This window comes from Methyloversatilis discipulorum (genome assembly GCF_018780585.1).
Lineage (GTDB): Bacteria > Pseudomonadota > Gammaproteobacteria > Burkholderiales > Rhodocyclaceae > Methyloversatilis > Methyloversatilis discipulorum_B.
Genome location: NZ_JADMJL010000004.1, coordinates 103,019 through 117,809 on the forward strand (window position 1 = coordinate 103,019; position 14,791 = coordinate 117,809).

11 protein-coding genes are annotated in these 14,791 nt (G+C 65.9%); 6 read left to right on the forward strand and 5 right to left on the reverse strand.

The window, feature by feature from the left end; translation table 11 throughout:
- Window positions 1-29: 29 nt before the first annotated feature.
- The gene (locus IV112_RS01150; RefSeq protein WP_304000570.1) at window positions 30-2,144 is read left to right on the forward strand and encodes a sigma-54-dependent Fis family transcriptional regulator; all 2,115 of its coding nucleotides are present in this window, start codon (window positions 30-32) and stop codon (window positions 2,142-2,144) included.
- A gap of 397 nt (window positions 2,145-2,541) precedes the next feature.
- Here IV112_RS01150 and IV112_RS01155 read toward each other — a convergent pair whose 3' ends face one another.
- The 3 genes from IV112_RS01155 to IV112_RS01165 form a co-directional block, all read right to left on the reverse strand.
- Complete coding sequence (locus tag IV112_RS01155) at window positions 2,542-2,964, reverse strand: c-type cytochrome (protein ID WP_304000571.1); 423 nt, start codon at window positions 2,962-2,964, stop codon at window positions 2,542-2,544.
- A 268-nt stretch (window positions 2,965-3,232) separates the two neighbouring features.
- A complete protein-coding gene (locus IV112_RS01160; protein WP_304000572.1) occupies window positions 3,233-4,924 on the reverse strand; it encodes a pyrroloquinoline quinone-dependent dehydrogenase in 1,692 nt (563 codons plus the stop codon).
- Window positions 4,925-5,002: 78 nt separating this feature from the next.
- Entirely contained in the window at window positions 5,003-6,199 is a 1,197-nt protein-coding gene (locus tag IV112_RS01165) for a porin (RefSeq protein WP_304000573.1), read from the reverse strand.
- 401 nt (window positions 6,200-6,600) lie between these two features.
- Between IV112_RS01165 and thiC the strand changes: the two genes are divergently transcribed.
- Window positions 6,601-8,517 carry a phosphomethylpyrimidine synthase ThiC gene (thiC, locus tag IV112_RS01170; protein ID WP_304000574.1) on the forward strand — a complete coding sequence of 639 codons (1,917 nt, stop codon included), beginning with the start codon at window positions 6,601-6,603 and terminating at the stop codon, window positions 8,515-8,517.
- A gap of 510 nt (window positions 8,518-9,027) precedes the next feature.
- On the opposite strand, the gene IV112_RS01175 is transcribed toward thiC, so the two are convergent.
- On the reverse strand, window positions 9,028-9,597 hold the full coding sequence (locus IV112_RS01175) for a hypothetical protein (protein WP_304000575.1): 570 nt from the start codon (window positions 9,595-9,597) through the stop codon (window positions 9,028-9,030).
- Between the two features lie 210 nt (window positions 9,598-9,807).
- Between IV112_RS01175 and chrA the strand changes: the two genes are divergently transcribed.
- From chrA to IV112_RS01195, 4 genes are all read left to right on the forward strand, one after another.
- On the forward strand, window positions 9,808-11,145 hold the full coding sequence (gene chrA / locus IV112_RS01180) for a chromate efflux transporter (protein WP_304000577.1): 1,338 nt from the start codon (window positions 9,808-9,810) through the stop codon (window positions 11,143-11,145).
- Window positions 11,146-11,516: 371 nt separating this feature from the next.
- On the forward strand, window positions 11,517-12,269 hold the full coding sequence (locus IV112_RS01185) for a YkgJ family cysteine cluster protein (protein WP_304000578.1): 753 nt from the start codon (window positions 11,517-11,519) through the stop codon (window positions 12,267-12,269).
- A 172-nt stretch (window positions 12,270-12,441) separates the two neighbouring features.
- A complete protein-coding gene (locus IV112_RS01190) occupies window positions 12,442-12,753 on the forward strand; it encodes a hypothetical protein (protein ID WP_304000579.1) in 312 nt (103 codons plus the stop codon).
- Window positions 12,754-12,787: 34 nt separating this feature from the next.
- Window positions 12,788-13,162 carry a carboxymuconolactone decarboxylase family protein gene (locus IV112_RS01195; protein ID WP_304000580.1) on the forward strand — a complete coding sequence of 125 codons (375 nt, stop codon included), beginning with the start codon at window positions 12,788-12,790 and terminating at the stop codon, window positions 13,160-13,162.
- Window positions 13,163-13,652: 490 nt separating this feature from the next.
- Here IV112_RS01195 and IV112_RS01200 read toward each other — a convergent pair.
- Window positions 13,653-14,791: ABC-F family ATP-binding cassette domain-containing protein (locus IV112_RS01200; RefSeq protein WP_304000581.1), on the reverse strand; the 1,139-nt coding region annotated here is incomplete at its 5' end.

Sequence of the window (14,791 nt, forward strand, 5' to 3'; positions counted from 1 at the left end):
TTCGAAAGTCCACCACGGAGGAGACGGACATGAGACAAGGTCGAGAAATCGCCGACCATGTCGGACGCGTGATGAACATCGTCGAAGGACGATCGCGCCCGGCACAGACTGACCCCGCTTACGAGCGCCTCGCGCGCTCCTGGCGCAGGTCGCTCAACAAGCACTCCATCGATCCGGGGCTGTCATCGGTACCCAAGGTCGTCACCGCCTACGAGCTGCGCGAGCACCGCGAGCGCATCGAAACCTTCATGCGCATCGCCCGCGAAGGCGTCGAGCGGCTGCACCACGAGCTGCTGCCGGCCAACTACTGCGTGCTGCTGACCGACGCCACCGGCGTCACCGTCGATTACCGCACCGTGCCGGCGCTGGAGAAGGAGTTCAAGGACGAGGGCTTCCGCAACGGCACCTGCTGGGCGGAAGAACACGAGGGCACTTGCGGCGTCGGCACCACGCTGGCCGACCGTCAGCCCACCCTGGTCCACCGTGGTGAGCACTTCCGTTCGCACAACACGCAATTCACCTGCAGTTCGGCACCGATCCTCGGGCTGCAGGACGAGCCGATCGCCGTGCTCGACGCCTCGGCGCTGTATTCGCCGGACGCCCGCGAGAGCCAGCTGCTGGTGTTCCGCATGGTGTGCGACAAGGCGCGCCTGATCGAGGACGCCTACGCGCACTACAGCCTGCGCACCTACTGGACGCTGCAGCTCGGCCAGGTCGCCGAATTCATGCCGGTCGAAACCGACTACCTGATCGCCTTCGACGACGACGGCCGTATCGTCGGCGGCAACCGTCGCGCGCGCCAGGAACTGATCAATCACAACGGTCGCCACGCCGAGTTCCTGCACGACCTGTTTGAGTGCACCGCCAGCGACATCATGGTGTCGGCGCACGCCAGCCCGGGCACGCCCTTCCCGCTGCGCATGATGGCCACCGGGCGCCGCCTGTTCGCCGTGCTGCGCGCGCCGAACGCGCGTTCGCTCGCCCAGGTCACGCTGGCGAAGCCGGTCATCACCGCCGACGACGTGACCGCTCCGCGCGGCTTCCGTCACCTGGCGCTGGGCGATCCGCGGGTCAAGGCCAACGTGGCCTGCGCCGTGAAGGTGGCCAACCGCGACATCCCGGTCATGCTGCTGGGCGAGACCGGCACCGGCAAGGAAGCGTTCGCGCGCGCCATCCACGACTTCAGCGACCGCGCCAAGCAACCCTTCGTCGCGCTGAACTGCGCGGCGATTCCGGAAAGCCTGATCGAGAGCGAACTGTTCGGTTACCGCGACGGCGCCTTCACCGGCGCCCGCAGCAAGGGTGCCAAGGGCAAGATCCTGCAGTCGGACGGCGGCACCCTCTTCCTCGACGAAATCGGCGACATGCCGCTGTCGCTGCAGAGCCGCCTGCTGCGTGTGCTGGCCGAAGGCGAAGTGGTGCCGCTGGGCGCCGAACAGCCGACGCCGGTGAACCTGCACGTGGTCTGCGCCACCCACCAGGACCTGCCGGAACTGGTGCGCCAGGGACGCTTCCGCGAAGATCTGTTCTACCGCCTCAACGGCGCCAGCTTCATGCTGCCGCCGCTGCGCAACCGCGAGGACAAGCGCGAGCTGATACAGCTGGTGCTGCGCGAGGAATGTGCGGCGATGGGCCGCGAAGAACTGCGCATCCCGGAAGAGACGATGACCCGGCTGCTGAGCTACGACTGGCCGGGCAACATTCGCCAGCTGCGCCACGCCATCCGCTACGCCTGTGCGATCGCCGACGGCACGCAGGTCACCATCGAGCACTTCCCGCAGGAACTGCGCACCAACAACCACAGCCCGCGCGTCGCGCTGCAGCCGCCACCGCAGCAGCAGATTCCGCAACCGGCGCAGCAGCAGGCAGCCGCGGTCGCGTCACCGCAGCCTGCCGCGCCGCGCGGCATCGGCGGTGCAGTGCCCGATCCGTGCGAACTGCGCGACGGCGAGCCGCTCAACGAGGCCTGCCTGCAGCTGCGTCAGAAGATGCTCGACGCGCTGCGCCGCAACCACTGGCGGGTGACCGAAACGGCACGTCAGCTCGGCATGTCGCGCGCCACTTTCTACCGCAAGATGGCACGGCTGCGCATCGTCGCGCCGAACTATCTGGACGGTGAAGAACGGATGGTCGAGAACGGCTGAGTCGGCAGCACGGACGAGAAAAGGGGCGCCTCGTGCGCCCCTTTTCTTTTGCATCCGGGTGAGTAAGGCCTCACTGCAGCGTCGCGGTCAGAGGACCGCTCCTACAAGAAGTCCGCCTTGGCGACGCGCTCGCGCGCTCCTGTGGGAGCGGCCTTGGCCGCGATGCGGCACTTGCGGACCACCGGCTTCGATCACCGCCTCAATCGCGAGCAAGCTCGCTCCCACCAAATCAGGCTACGGCGGCGAACAGGGAACGATCCCTGTAGGAGCGGCCTTGGCCGCGACGCGGCGCTTGCGGGCCGCAGTCCTGGATACGGCGCGCTGTCGCTGCCGGAAGACCGCGCGCCGATTCAGCGACAGCGCCCGGACGTTCTGGCGTTCCGCGGAACGCCGGCGATCACTGCGTGCCGAGAAACTTGATGTAGGCGACCAGTTCCCAGATCTGGTCCGGCGAGAAGGCCTGACCCCAGGGCGGCATGATGTCGGAGCCGCGACGACCGTGGAAGATGGTCTTGAATGCCTCTGCGTCCGGCAGGTCCTTGCGACCCTTGAAGTCGGGGGCACGCCCGCCGACGCCTTCGGCGCCGTGGCAGTAGCCCGCACAGGTCTTGTTGAAACGCTTCTTGCCGGCGGCGATGCGCTCGGGGTCGGTCAGTTCGAATGACGGTTGCGGCAGCGCCTCGGCGGCACCTTCGGCATTGGCGAGCACCGGCGTACTGAGGGTCTGCAGCACGAGTGCGCTGCCCGCAAAAACGACCGTCCGAAGACCGGCGGAGATGGAGAAGGCACGGGTCGTGCCGCTGAGCTTGCGTGTAGTCATGGTTCTGCTTTCCTGCCCGGTTGAAACAATGGTTCTGATTCTGATGCACACATTGAACCCACCTGTCCCGAGGCCGGGATGCGCCATCCGCTCGAACCTGTCTGCAGGCTCAACGCGCGGGACGGCGGGAGGGTTGAATCTGGGCATGCGACGAGGGAGTCTGCACAAAAAAAGACAGGCGGTCACTCCCGTTACCGCCCGTAAATGAGGAGACTTACAACACCCCGCCGTGTGTCCGCACGACGGGGTGGGTGACGCACTTACTTCCTTACTCCAGCGTGAAGGCCACCATCGCCGCACCGCCCGGCAGATCCTTGATCTGCGGGAAGGCACCGGCCAGGAAGCCCGGGGCATGCGAACCGAGACCGGTCGGGAAGACGATGTACTGCTTGCCCTTGACCGAGTAGCTGACCGGGCCGCCACGCAGGCCGGAGCCGGCGTTGAAAGTCCACAGTTCCTTGCCGGTGTCGGCGTCGTAGCCGTAGATCTTGCCTTCCATGTCGCCGGTGAATACCAGGCCACCGGCGGTGGTCAGCACCGACGACAGCGGCGGCAGGTCGTACTTGATCGACCACTTGCGCTTGCCGGTGATCGGATCGCGTGCGTCCAGACGACCGTGCGGCTTGCTGCCCGGAGGCGAAACCAGCTTGATCGACTCGATGCCGAGCGACAGCGAGGACACGGCCTTCAGGTTGTCCGGATCGTCCTTGCCGGCGACCACTTCATTGCATACTTCCATCGCGTGCGAGTACCACAGGCCGGTGCCCGGGTTGTAGGCGCCGTGGTTCCAGCTGCGCGCACCGAGCAGGTTCGGGCAGAAGGTCTTGGTCTTGTCGATTTCCGGGTAGACCGGGTCGATCAGCGCGCCGGTCTTCGGGTCGATGCCCTTGACCCAGTTCACGTTCTCGGCGAACTGCCACACGTTTTCGAGCTTGCCGTCCTTCTTGTCCATCACGAACACGAAGCCGCCCTTGTTCAGGTGCACGATGACGTCCTTGCCGTCCTTCTGCACCACCAGCGCTTCGTACGCCGAGTCGTAGTCCCACGAATCGTTCGGCACTTCCTGACGGTGCCACTTCACCTTGCCGGTCTTCGGATCGAGCGCGAGCAGCGTGGCGGTGTAGAGGTTGTCGCCCTTGCGATCGTAGTTGTAGTAGTCGGGTGCGGCGTTCGACGTACCGATGTAGATGGTGTCGGTCTTGGCGTCGTAGGTGCCCGGCATCCAGGCACTGCCGCCGCCGACCTTGCCGCTGTCGCCCGGCCAGCTCTTCGGATCGTTCTTGATCACGTCGAAGGTCCACACCGGCTTGCCGGTGTCGGCATTCACTGCGTAGATCTTGCCCGAGATCGGCTGGTCGCCGCCGGTGGTGCCGCCGAACAGCACGTTGCCGGCCAGCTGCGGCGGTGCAGAGAACAGCGCGCCGTACTGGTTCTTCGGATCGGTCAGCTGGGTCGACCACACTTCCTTGCCCGTCTTCTGGTCGAGCGCGATGAAGCGGCCGTCCAGCGTGCCGACGTACACCTTGCCGCGGCCCACGGTCACGCCGCGGCTGGCGGCGCCGTAGAACACCTGGTCGACGATCTTGTCGAGCTTGGGCGCGTATTGCCAGATGGTCTTGCCGGTGGCGGCGTCGATGGCCCACACGTTGTTGTTGGCCGAGATCGAGTACATCACGCCGTCGATCACGATCGGGGTGGCCTGCAGACCGTGCGTGATGGTGCCCGGCTGGTGGATCCACGCCACCTTGAGCTTCTTCACGTTGTCACGGTTGATCTGGTTCAGCGGGCTGAAGCGCCAGGCGTTGCTGGTGCGGTGGTACTGCGGCCAGTTGTTCGGGTCTTCGAAGCCGGGGCCGCTCTGCGCAACGGCCGGGCTCACTGCAAACACCGACAGCATCGACGCAGCGGCTACGGCGGCGGCGGATGCGGTCAGGCGGAACTGCTTGCGAATCGAATTCATCGATCAGGTCTCCTTGGTTTTTAGAATGCGGCGGCGGGTTTCCACACCCTGCCGCCGTTTGCTGCAGACGCGAGCGTCTTAGAACATGAAGTTCAGGCCGACGTTGAGCAGCGTGCTCTTCTCACCCGCCGTCACGCCCGCTGCGACGATGCTGGTGCGCAGGGTTGCGCCCGGGTCGGCATCGGCGAAGGCGGCCTGAATGTACAGCGTGGTGTCGGGGCGCCACTGGTAGTCATTGCTGATCACGATGAACTTGGTTTCATCGCTCTTGTTGGCGTCGTCCTTGTTCAGATAGAAGGCGAGCGTAGCCGAGTTCTTCGCGCTCCACTTCCAGTCCAGACCAGTACCGAAGCCATTCACGTCGAACAGCTGGTTGCCCGCCGTGTTGTCGTTCTTGGCGTTCATCCAGTTGTTCTTCCAGGTGAAGTCGCCGAACGGAATGGCGAAGCCGAGCGAGGTGTGATCGACCACCTTCTTGCCCGACTGCTCGTCGTGGAAGGCCTGGTAGGAGCCGGACAGCGTGATCGGACCGTTGTAGGTCAGGCCCAGCGCATAGGCGCTGTTGTCCTTGAAGTCGCCAGCCTGGCCGCCGAAGGAATACAGCACACCCATGGTGACCGGACCCCAGGTGTTGCGGTACTGCACGGCGTTGTTCATGAAAATGCCAACGTCGTTATTCGTGTTGCGACCGCTGCCGTTGTTCGGGTTGAAGGTCGTGAACAACTGACCGTAGGCCCAGGCGTACAGGTTGGAGAACTGTTCCTTGAACGCGCGCGGTTCGGTGCCGATGTGGGCCAGCAGCGCCGGGCCGTACTGGCGGCCGAGGGTCAGGCTACCCCAGTCGCCGCGCACACCCAGGTTGGCCTGACGACGGAACAGCGGGGTATTGACGCCGCCGGGGCCGGTGCCGTTCGCGTCGCCGGTGCCGTGCAGGAAACCGTTGTTGGTGTCGAAGTGCGATTCGAGGTTGAAGAAGGCAGTCAGGTTCACGTCGAGCTCGCGCTCGCCCTTGAAGCCGATGACCGTCTGACGCAGGCCGCTGGTTTCCATCGACGTCTTGCTGTCGCCGGTCGCGTTCGCATCGCTGTTGTAGAGCATGCCGACGTCGATGATGCCGAACATCGACAGTTTGGTACCGCCGAATTCGCCGATGACGATGTCGGCCATCGCCGGCGTCGACATCACACAGAGTGCGGCCACGGCGGCAGCGCCGGCCGTGAACTTGCGGGTTTGGGTAAAGGTGCTGTTCAGCGACTTGCGTCCAGTTCTTGTCATGTTCCCCTCCTAGGTGATGCTGTTGATTGGTCCTGGTTGAATGCGGCGCCTGCATGTTCGGGTCACCGTCGGAGGGCTTAAGGCAGCATTCATGCCACTGAAGCAATTGCCCGCAAACCCGCATGGATACTGGGGTTATGCCCTGGAGATCGCGGAGGGCTGCGACAGATGTACGGGTGAGACGCCGGAAAGCTGCGACAGCTGTCTCGACATCGGTAGGGGTGGCGGTGAGATAGTTGAGACAGCCGGCGCACGCGCCGCAGGCTGGGGCTTACGGGCACGACCGCCCGGCCACGTTGCGTGGCCTGGAACTTGCGTTGTCGTTCCGACGAAGTGCGATCCTCGCACCCCTCGCATACCCAGACGAAGAAAACCCGACTGCAGCAAGAACAGGAGTTTCAATGAACGCCAAAGATACCTTCCTCGCCGACCAGGCACACGTGGACGAAGCGGCGATCGCGCCGCTGCCCAACTCGCGCAAGATCCACATCGAAGGCTCGCGCCCGGACATCCGTGTGCCGATGCGCGAAATCTCCCAGGCCGATACGCCCACCGGCTTCGGCGGCGAGAAGAACCCGCCGGTGTTCGTCTACGACTGTTCCGGCCCCTACACCGACCCCAAGGCCCCGATCGACATCCGTCGCGGCCTGCCCGCGCTGCGCGCCCGCTGGATCGAAGAACGCGGCGACACCGAGCAGCTCACCGACCTCTCGTCCGAATTCGGCCGCATCCGCGCAGCTGACAGCGCGCTCGACGACCTGCGCTTCCCCGGCCTGCACCGCCACCCGCGCCGCGCCAAGGCCGGCCGCAACGTGACCCAGATGCACTACGCCCGCCAGGGCATCATCACGCCGGAGATGGAGTTCATCGCCATCCGCGAGAACATGAACCGCGCCGCCTACGTCGAGAGCCTGCGCGCGACCGGTCCGACCGGCGAGAAGATGGCCAAGCTGCTCACCCGCCAGCACCCGGGCCAGAGCTTCGGCGCGTCGATCCCGGCCGAGATCACGCCCGAGTTCGTCCGCGACGAGGTCGCCCGCGGTCGCGCCATCATCCCGAACAACATCAATCACCCGGAGAGCGAGCCGATGATCATCGGCCGCAACTTCCTGGTGAAGATCAACGCCAACATCGGCAACTCCGCACTCGGCTCCTCGATCAACGAGGAAGTCGACAAGATGACCTGGGCCATCCGCTGGGGTGGGGACACGGTGATGGATCTGTCGACCGGCAAGAACATCCACGAGACGCGCGAGTGGATCATCCGCAACTCGCCGGTGCCCATCGGCACCGTGCCCATCTACCAGGCGCTGGAAAAGGTCGACGGCAAGGCCGAGGAACTGACCTGGGAAATCTTCAAGGACACGCTGATCGAGCAGGCCGAACAGGGGGTGGATTACTTCACCATCCACGCAGGCGTGCTGCTGCGCTACGTGCCGATGACCGCCAACCGGATGACCGGCATCGTCAGCCGTGGCGGCTCCATCATGGCCAAGTGGTGTCTGGCTCACCACAAGGAGAGCTTCCTCTACACCCACTTCGAAGAGATCTGCGAAATCATGAAGGCCTACGACGTGGCCTTCTCGCTGGGCGACGGCCTGCGTCCGGGTTCGATCTACGACGCGAACGACGACGCGCAGCTGGGTGAGCTCAAGACGCTGGGCGAACTCACCGACATCGCCTGGAAGCACGACGTGCAGGTGATGATCGAAGGTCCGGGTCACGTGCCGATGCATCTCATCAAGGAGAACATGGACCTGCAGCTGGAGTACTGCAAGGAAGCGCCCTTCTACACGCTGGGCCCGCTGACCACCGACATCGCCCCCGGTTACGACCACATCACGAGCGGCATCGGTGCGGCGCAAATCGGCTGGTACGGCACGGCCATGCTCTGCTACGTGACGCCGAAGGAGCACCTGGGGCTGCCGGACAAGGACGATGTGAAGGAAGGCATCATCACCTACAAGCTGGCCGCCCACGCCGCCGACCTCGCCAAGGGTCACCCGGGCGCGCAGATCCGCGACAACGCGCTGTCGAAGGCGCGTTACGAGTTCCGCTGGGACGACCAGTTCAATCTGGGTCTGGATCCGGACAAGGCGAAGAGCTTCCACGACGAGACGCTGCCGAAGGAGTCGGCCAAGGTGGCGCACTTCTGCTCGATGTGCGGCCCGCACTTCTGTTCGATGAAGATCACGCAGGACGTGCGCGACTTCGCCGCCAAGCAGGGTCTCAACGAGGACGAAGCCCTGCAGAAGGGCATGGAAGTGAAGGCGGTCGAGTTCGTGAAGTCAGGCGCGGAGATCTACCAGAAGGTGTGAGGTAAGAACTGTGCAGGCGCGGGGCCCGCAGGAGCGGTCTTCTGACCGCGACTGCGGCCCGTGACCTCGCGCAGTCCTCCACTCAGCCGCCGCGTCGCGGTCAGAAGACCGCTCCTACACAAGCTCGGCTCCGCTGACGGATCGCGAGCGATCCTTGTGCGAGCGGCCTTGGCCGCGACAGGGCCTCTGCTGTCCGCGGGCTTCGATGCAGGCTGCCGTCGGGGTCAAGACCCCTCCCACAGAACCCCGGCCCGGGCTCAGGCCGGGGGGCGGGCGCATCCCCTGTGGGAGCGGCCTTGGCCGCGACGGGGACGCGGCCAGCCGCAGGTCGCGATTCAGACCACCGTCGCAAGCCACACTCGCTTCCACTGAGGGGCAGGTTTTCGATCGGCCTGCTGAGTCCGCCTGATACAGGCGAGACAGGTCGACCGGTCAACTGTCTCACCGGCGTCTCGTCGCATCCGGACCGCGACACGGTCCGGACGCTTTGCGAAATGCTGCGGGCGCCGCTTACTGCAGCGCCTTGATCTGCTCCGGCGTCAGTCCTTTCAATGCATCCGCCGCCGACTTGCGCGCCAGATCGCGGTCGGTTTCGATGATGGCGTGCACCGAATTCATCACCTTGTCATTGGCTGCTGCCGCCTCCTCCTTGGTGATCTGGCCTGCGGCCAGACGCTCGCAGGTGCGGTACAGCGATTCGCGCAGGAAGGACAGCATCTGCGCGCGCTCGGCCAGGCGGACGACATTGGCATCGACCTGTCCGTTGCCTGCCGCCTTGCCGGAGGCTTCCAGCTGGGCGATCAGCTTGAGCGTGCTGTCGGTGCCGGGTTCGGTGCAGCCAGGCCCCATGCGCGCGGCACGCGAAGCGGCGACCGTTTTTTCGTCGGACGTACCGCCACCGCCAAAGAGAGGCTTGGATTCGGACGACGGGGGCATCGAGCTGCGGGAGTGTTCGTACTTGGCCCAGTAATTCTTGTGGGTCTCCGTCGAGTTGTCGCGGGCGGCCGTCGGCGACGTCAGGCTGGAACAGCCTGCCAGCAGCACGGCGGCGCAGCACGCGGTCATCAGCGAAGATTTCATGGTGACTCCTTTGTTTTCGAGTAGTAGGTAATGTGACCCGTCGCCGGCCAGCGGCCGATTGCCGGAACGCTCCTCTACGTCCCGGCAGGCAACGCGTCGATCACTACCTGCAAGATGCGGGCCAGCGACCGTGTCATCGCAGGGCCTCGTCCGCGGTGCAGAATGCGCGCCTGACCGACATTCCGTGCCCGCCCGCACCCTCTGCCGCCGATGACCGCGCCCCGACCCGCCAGCGTTCCTTTCCGCGAAGCCTTCATGTTCTGGCTCAAGCTGGGTTTCATCAGTTTTGGCGGACCGGCCGGCCAGATTTCGATCATGCACCAGGAGCTGGTCGAGAACCGGCGCTGGATTTCCGAACGCCGCTTCCTGCACGCGCTGAACTACTGCATGGTGCTGCCGGGCCCGGAGGCGCAGCAGCTCGCGACCTATATCGGCTGGCTGATGCATCGCAGCTGGGGCGGCATCGTCGCCGGCGCGCTGTTCGTGCTGCCGTCGCTGTTCATCCTGATCGCGCTGTCGTGGGTGTACATCGCCTTCGGTGACGTGCCACTGGTGGCCGGTCTGTTCTACGGGATCAAGCCGGCGGTCACCGCCATCGTCGTACAGGCGGCCTGGCGCATCGGTGGTCGGGCACTGAAGAACCGGACGCTGTGGGCGATCGCCGCCGCCTCCTTCCTCGCCATCTTCGCGCTCGACATTCCCTTCCCCGCCATCGTCGCCGGCGCCGCACTGATCGGCTACATCGGCGGCCGCGTCGCACCGACGACCTTCCGCACCGGCGGCGGACACGGAGCAAAACACGCGTCCTACGGGCCGGCGTTGATCGACGACGACACGCCGACGCCGGAACACGCGCGCTTCCGCTGGACGCGGCTGGCGCGCGTCGCCATCGTCGGCGCATTGCTCTGGGCGGTGCCGATGGGCCTGCTGGCGGGCGTGCTCGGCTGGTCGCACACGCTGACGCAGATGGGCTGGTTCTTCACGAAGGCCGCGCTGCTCACCTTCGGCGGCGCCTACGCGGTGCTGCCCTACGTCTATCAGGGCGCGGTCGGCCACTACGGCTGGCTGACGCCGGTGCAGATGATCGACGGGCTGGCGCTCGGCGAAACCACGCCCGGCCCGCTCATCATGGTGGTGGCCTTCGTGGGCTTCATCGGCGGCTATGTGAAAGCGGTGTTCGGCCCCGACAGCCTCTTCCTCGCCGGCGCGGTCGCGGCGTCCCTGGTGACCTGGTTCACCTTCCTGCCCTCCTTCCTGTTCATCCTCGCCGGCGGACCGCTGGTCGAATCGACGCACGACGACCTAAAGTTCACCGCTCCGCTGACCGCGATTACCGCCGCCGTGGTCGGCGTCATCCTCAACCTCGCGCTGTTCTTCGGCTATCACGTGCTGTGGCCGCAGGGCTTCGCCGGCAGCTTCGATTGGATGTCGGCCCTGATCGCCCTTGGCGCCGCCGTCGCGCTGTTCCGCTTCAAGGCGAACGTGATCCATGTGATCGGAGCCTGCGCGGTGATCGGGCTGGTGCTGCAGCTGACCGTCAGCCGCTGACAGCCCTTTGTGGGAAGCACCCTGGCCGCGACAGCGCTGCTGCGGTCAGCCGGCTTCGATGAAGGCCGCTGTCGGGGTCAGAAGACCCCTCCCACAGAAGCCCGGCTCCGGCTGCGGATCGGGCGCGTTTCCTGTGGGAGCGGCCTTGGCCGCGACGCGGCCGTTGCGGTCCGCCGGCTTCGACCCCGGCCGCTGTCGGGGTCAGAAGACCTCTCCCACAGAAGCCCCGCCGCCATCGCGAACACGGCCGCTTGCTCAGCCAATGTGAACGTCCCGCTGCACGCGCATCCCGTTTGCGCTGCATCAAACCGGCGCGCCGTCCGCCTTCGTAAAGTGGCACGCAGACCCTATCCGCCCGGAGTGCGCACGCCATGACCGCCGACGACGACAACCTGCGCTTCTTCCGCGCACGTCACGCGACCTTTTCACAGATCCTGGCGTCGCAACGCGACGACGACGCACTGCTCGCGCAGTTGCTGGGCGAAGCCTTCGACAACTTCGAACAGGCGCTGCAGGCGCGGATGGACGCCGGTGCGCCGGTCGCCTGCGACCGCGGCTGCGCGACCTGCTGTACGGTGCGCGTTACCGCCACCGCCCCCGAAGTGCTGCACATCGCACGCCATCTGCGCGACGCCGACCCCGCTGTCTGCGCGCGACTGGTGCGGCGACTGGCCGAGGCGGACAGCGACACGCGTGACGCCGATGCCGACGACCGCGTCGCGCTGCGGGCAACCTGTCCCTTCATCGACGACGACGGCGCCTGTGCGATCTACGCGGTGCGCCCGCTCGCCTGTCGCGGCCACGCGTCGCACGACCGCACCGCCTGCGACCGCGCAGCCTGCGGCGAGATCGACGACATCCCGTACTCGGTCGCCCACCGCATGGTGCGCAGTCTGGTGCAGAACGCGCTGCAGTCGGCGCTGCGCGACGCCGGTTGCAGCTGGGCGTCGTACGAACTGAATCACGCGCTGATGCTGGCGCTCGCCGCACCGCAATCGGAAGCGGACTGGCTGGCCGGCGACGACGTGTTCGCCGACTCGCAGGTGAACGACGTCAGCCCGGCCGAGATGGCGCGCACCTTCGACTGGCTCAAGGCTCCCGGCATACGGATACCGGCAGGCTAGGGTCTGACGGCCAGTCAGCCGGCGTCGGCCCGCCTTGATCCGGACGCATCGCGATGCGCGCGCGGGGCCCGCGATTCAAGGTCAACAGACCCCGGGCTTTGCCGAGCGGCGCCGCTTTGTTCATCATGTACGGGCGATACGCCATCGCACCTACCCAACGGGAGAGATCGACATGAACAAGATGATCATCGCCGCACTGACCGCCCTGCTCGCCTGTGGCAGCGCTCTGGCCGCCGACGCCAACCCGAACGCCGCCGCCGACTCGAAGTGCGAAGCCGCCGCCATCGACAAGAACGGCAAGCCGCTGGTCGGCGCCGCCAAGTCCTCCTTCATGCAGAAATGCCACCGCGAAGCGATGCACAAGACCGACTGCGAAGCGCGTGCGCTGAGCAAGGACGGCAAGCCGCTCGCCGGCGCAGCGAAGAACTCCTTCATGCGCAAGTGCGAAGAAGACATGAAGCAGGCCGCACCGGCCGCCCAGTGAGCATAGACATACGTCCCAGCGGAGCCGTCACACAGTGAGCGAACAGAAAAAACCGGGCGTGCAGGTACGCCGCGAAGTCATGGGCGACGATTTCGTCGACCGGGCCTTGGGCAATGCGACTGAATTCAATCAGCCCCTGCAGGACTTCATCAACGCGCACGCCTGGGGTGCGGTGTGGAACCGCGATGGGCTGGACCGCCGCACCCGCAGCCTGGTCACGCTGGCCGCACTCACTGCGCTGAAGAGCCCGCACGAGCTGAAAGGCCACGTGCGCGGCGCGCTGAACAACGGCTGCACGGTCGAGGAAATCCGCGAAACGCTGCTGCACTGTGCGGTGTACGCCGGCGTCCCGGCCGCCGGCGAAGCCTTCCGCGCGGCGCAGGAAGTGCTGGATTCGTATCGGCTGTGAACGGCTGAGGTCGGATCGACCGCCTCATCGCGAGCAAGCTCGCTCCCACGGGAAACACGCCCTGGCCGTCGGCTGAGCCGGGATTTTGTGGGAGCGAGCTTGCTCGCGATACGGACGCTGCTGTCCTCAGGCTTCGGTAAAGGCCGCTGTCGGGGTCAGAGGACCCCTCCTACAAAACCCTTGCCGTAACGCCGGCCGTGAGTTGGGCGCCCACCCTTGTGGGAGCGGCCTTGGCCGCGACACGGCCGGTGCAATCCGCAGGCTTCGATACAGGCTGCTGTCGGGGTCAGAGGACCCCTCCTACAAAGCCCTTGCCGTAATGCTGGCCGTGAGTTGGGCGCTCACCCTTGTGGGAGCGGCCTTGGCCGCGATGCGGCCGGTGCAATCCGCAGGCTTCGGTACAGGCTGCTGTCGGGGTCAGAGGACCCCTCCTACAAACCCTTGCCATGACGCCGGCCGGCGATTCAGGGCACCGCCGCGGCCGGCTGGATCAGCCTGCTGCTTCGATCTGTTCCGACACCTCGAGCCAGCGTATTTCCTGCGCTTCGAGTTCTTCGTCCACCTTCTGCAGTTCGACGCCGACTTCGCCGATTTCCTTCGGCGGCAGCGGGCTGGCGAGCTTGGCGGTCAGTGCGTGCTTCTTCGTCTGCAGTTCGAGGATGCGCTGTTCGAGCTTGCCCAGTTCGTTCTTCAGCGCCTTGAGGTTCACCGGCGCCTTCTTCACCGGCGCAGCGACAGGCGGTGCCTGCACGACCGGCGCGGCTTCGGCCGGAGCAGCCTTCATCGAGTCCTTCAGCACTTCGCGCGCGCGCTTGGCTTCGTCCAGCAGGTAGCGCTGGTAGTCGTCGAGGTCGCCGTCGAACGGTTCGATGCCGCCGCGCGACACCAGCCAGAATTCGTCGCACACCGAGCGCAGCAGCGAGCGGTCGTGGCTCACCAGCATCACCGTGCCTTCGAATTCGTTCAGCGCCACCGCCAGCGCCTCGCGGGTGGCGAGGTCGAGGTGGTTGGTCGGCTCGTCCATCAGCAGCAGGTTGGGGCGTTGCCACACGAGCATGCACAGCACCAGGCGCGCCTTCTCACCGCCGCTCATCGTGCCGACCGCCTGCTTCACCATGTCGCCGCTGAAGTTGAAGGTGCCGAGGAAGTTGCGCAGGTCCTGTTCGCGGCCGCTCTGCCCGGCCGGCAGGCCTTCGCGCGCCATGCGGGTCATGTGTTCGAGCGGATTGTCCTGCGGACGCAGCACGTCCAGTTCCTGCTGCGCGAAGTAGCCGATGCTGAGACCCTTGCCTTCGGTGACGCGGCCGGCGATCGGTGCCAGCGCGCGGGCGATGGTTTTCACCGCGGTCGACTTGCCCTGACCGTTGGCGCCGAGGATGCCAATGCGCTGGCCGGCCATGACCGACTTGTTCACATTGCGCACGATCACCGTCGGCGGCGTGCCGGCGGGCGCGTCGGCCGGCGGCGGATAGCCGAAGCTCGCCTCTTCCATCACCAGCATCGGGTTGGGCAGGTTGGCCGGCTCCTTGAACTCGAAGTTGAAGTCGGCCGTGGCCAGCATGGGCGCCAGCTTCTCCATGCGGTCGAGCGCCTTGACCCGGCTCTGCGCCTGCTTGGCCTTGCTCGCCT

Coding starts and splice junctions, on each gene's coding strand:
- IV112_RS01150 (WP_304000570.1), top strand. CDS start 30: ATGAGACAAGGTCGAGAAATCGCCGACCATGTCGGACGCGTGATGAAC.
- IV112_RS01155 (WP_304000571.1), bottom strand. CDS start 2,964: ATGACTACACGCAAGCTCAGCGGCACGACCCGTGCCTTCTCCATCTCC.
- IV112_RS01160 (WP_304000572.1), bottom strand. CDS start 4,924: ATGAATTCGATTCGCAAGCAGTTCCGCCTGACCGCATCCGCCGCCGCC.
- IV112_RS01165 (WP_304000573.1), bottom strand. CDS start 6,199: ATGACAAGAACTGGACGCAAGTCGCTGAACAGCACCTTTACCCAAACC.
- thiC (WP_304000574.1), top strand. CDS start 6,601: ATGAACGCCAAAGATACCTTCCTCGCCGACCAGGCACACGTGGACGAA.
- IV112_RS01175 (WP_304000575.1), bottom strand. CDS start 9,597: ATGAAATCTTCGCTGATGACCGCGTGCTGCGCCGCCGTGCTGCTGGCA.
- chrA (WP_304000577.1), top strand. CDS start 9,808: ATGACCGCGCCCCGACCCGCCAGCGTTCCTTTCCGCGAAGCCTTCATG.
- IV112_RS01185 (WP_304000578.1), top strand. CDS start 11,517: ATGACCGCCGACGACGACAACCTGCGCTTCTTCCGCGCACGTCACGCG.
- IV112_RS01190 (WP_304000579.1), top strand. CDS start 12,442: ATGAACAAGATGATCATCGCCGCACTGACCGCCCTGCTCGCCTGTGGC.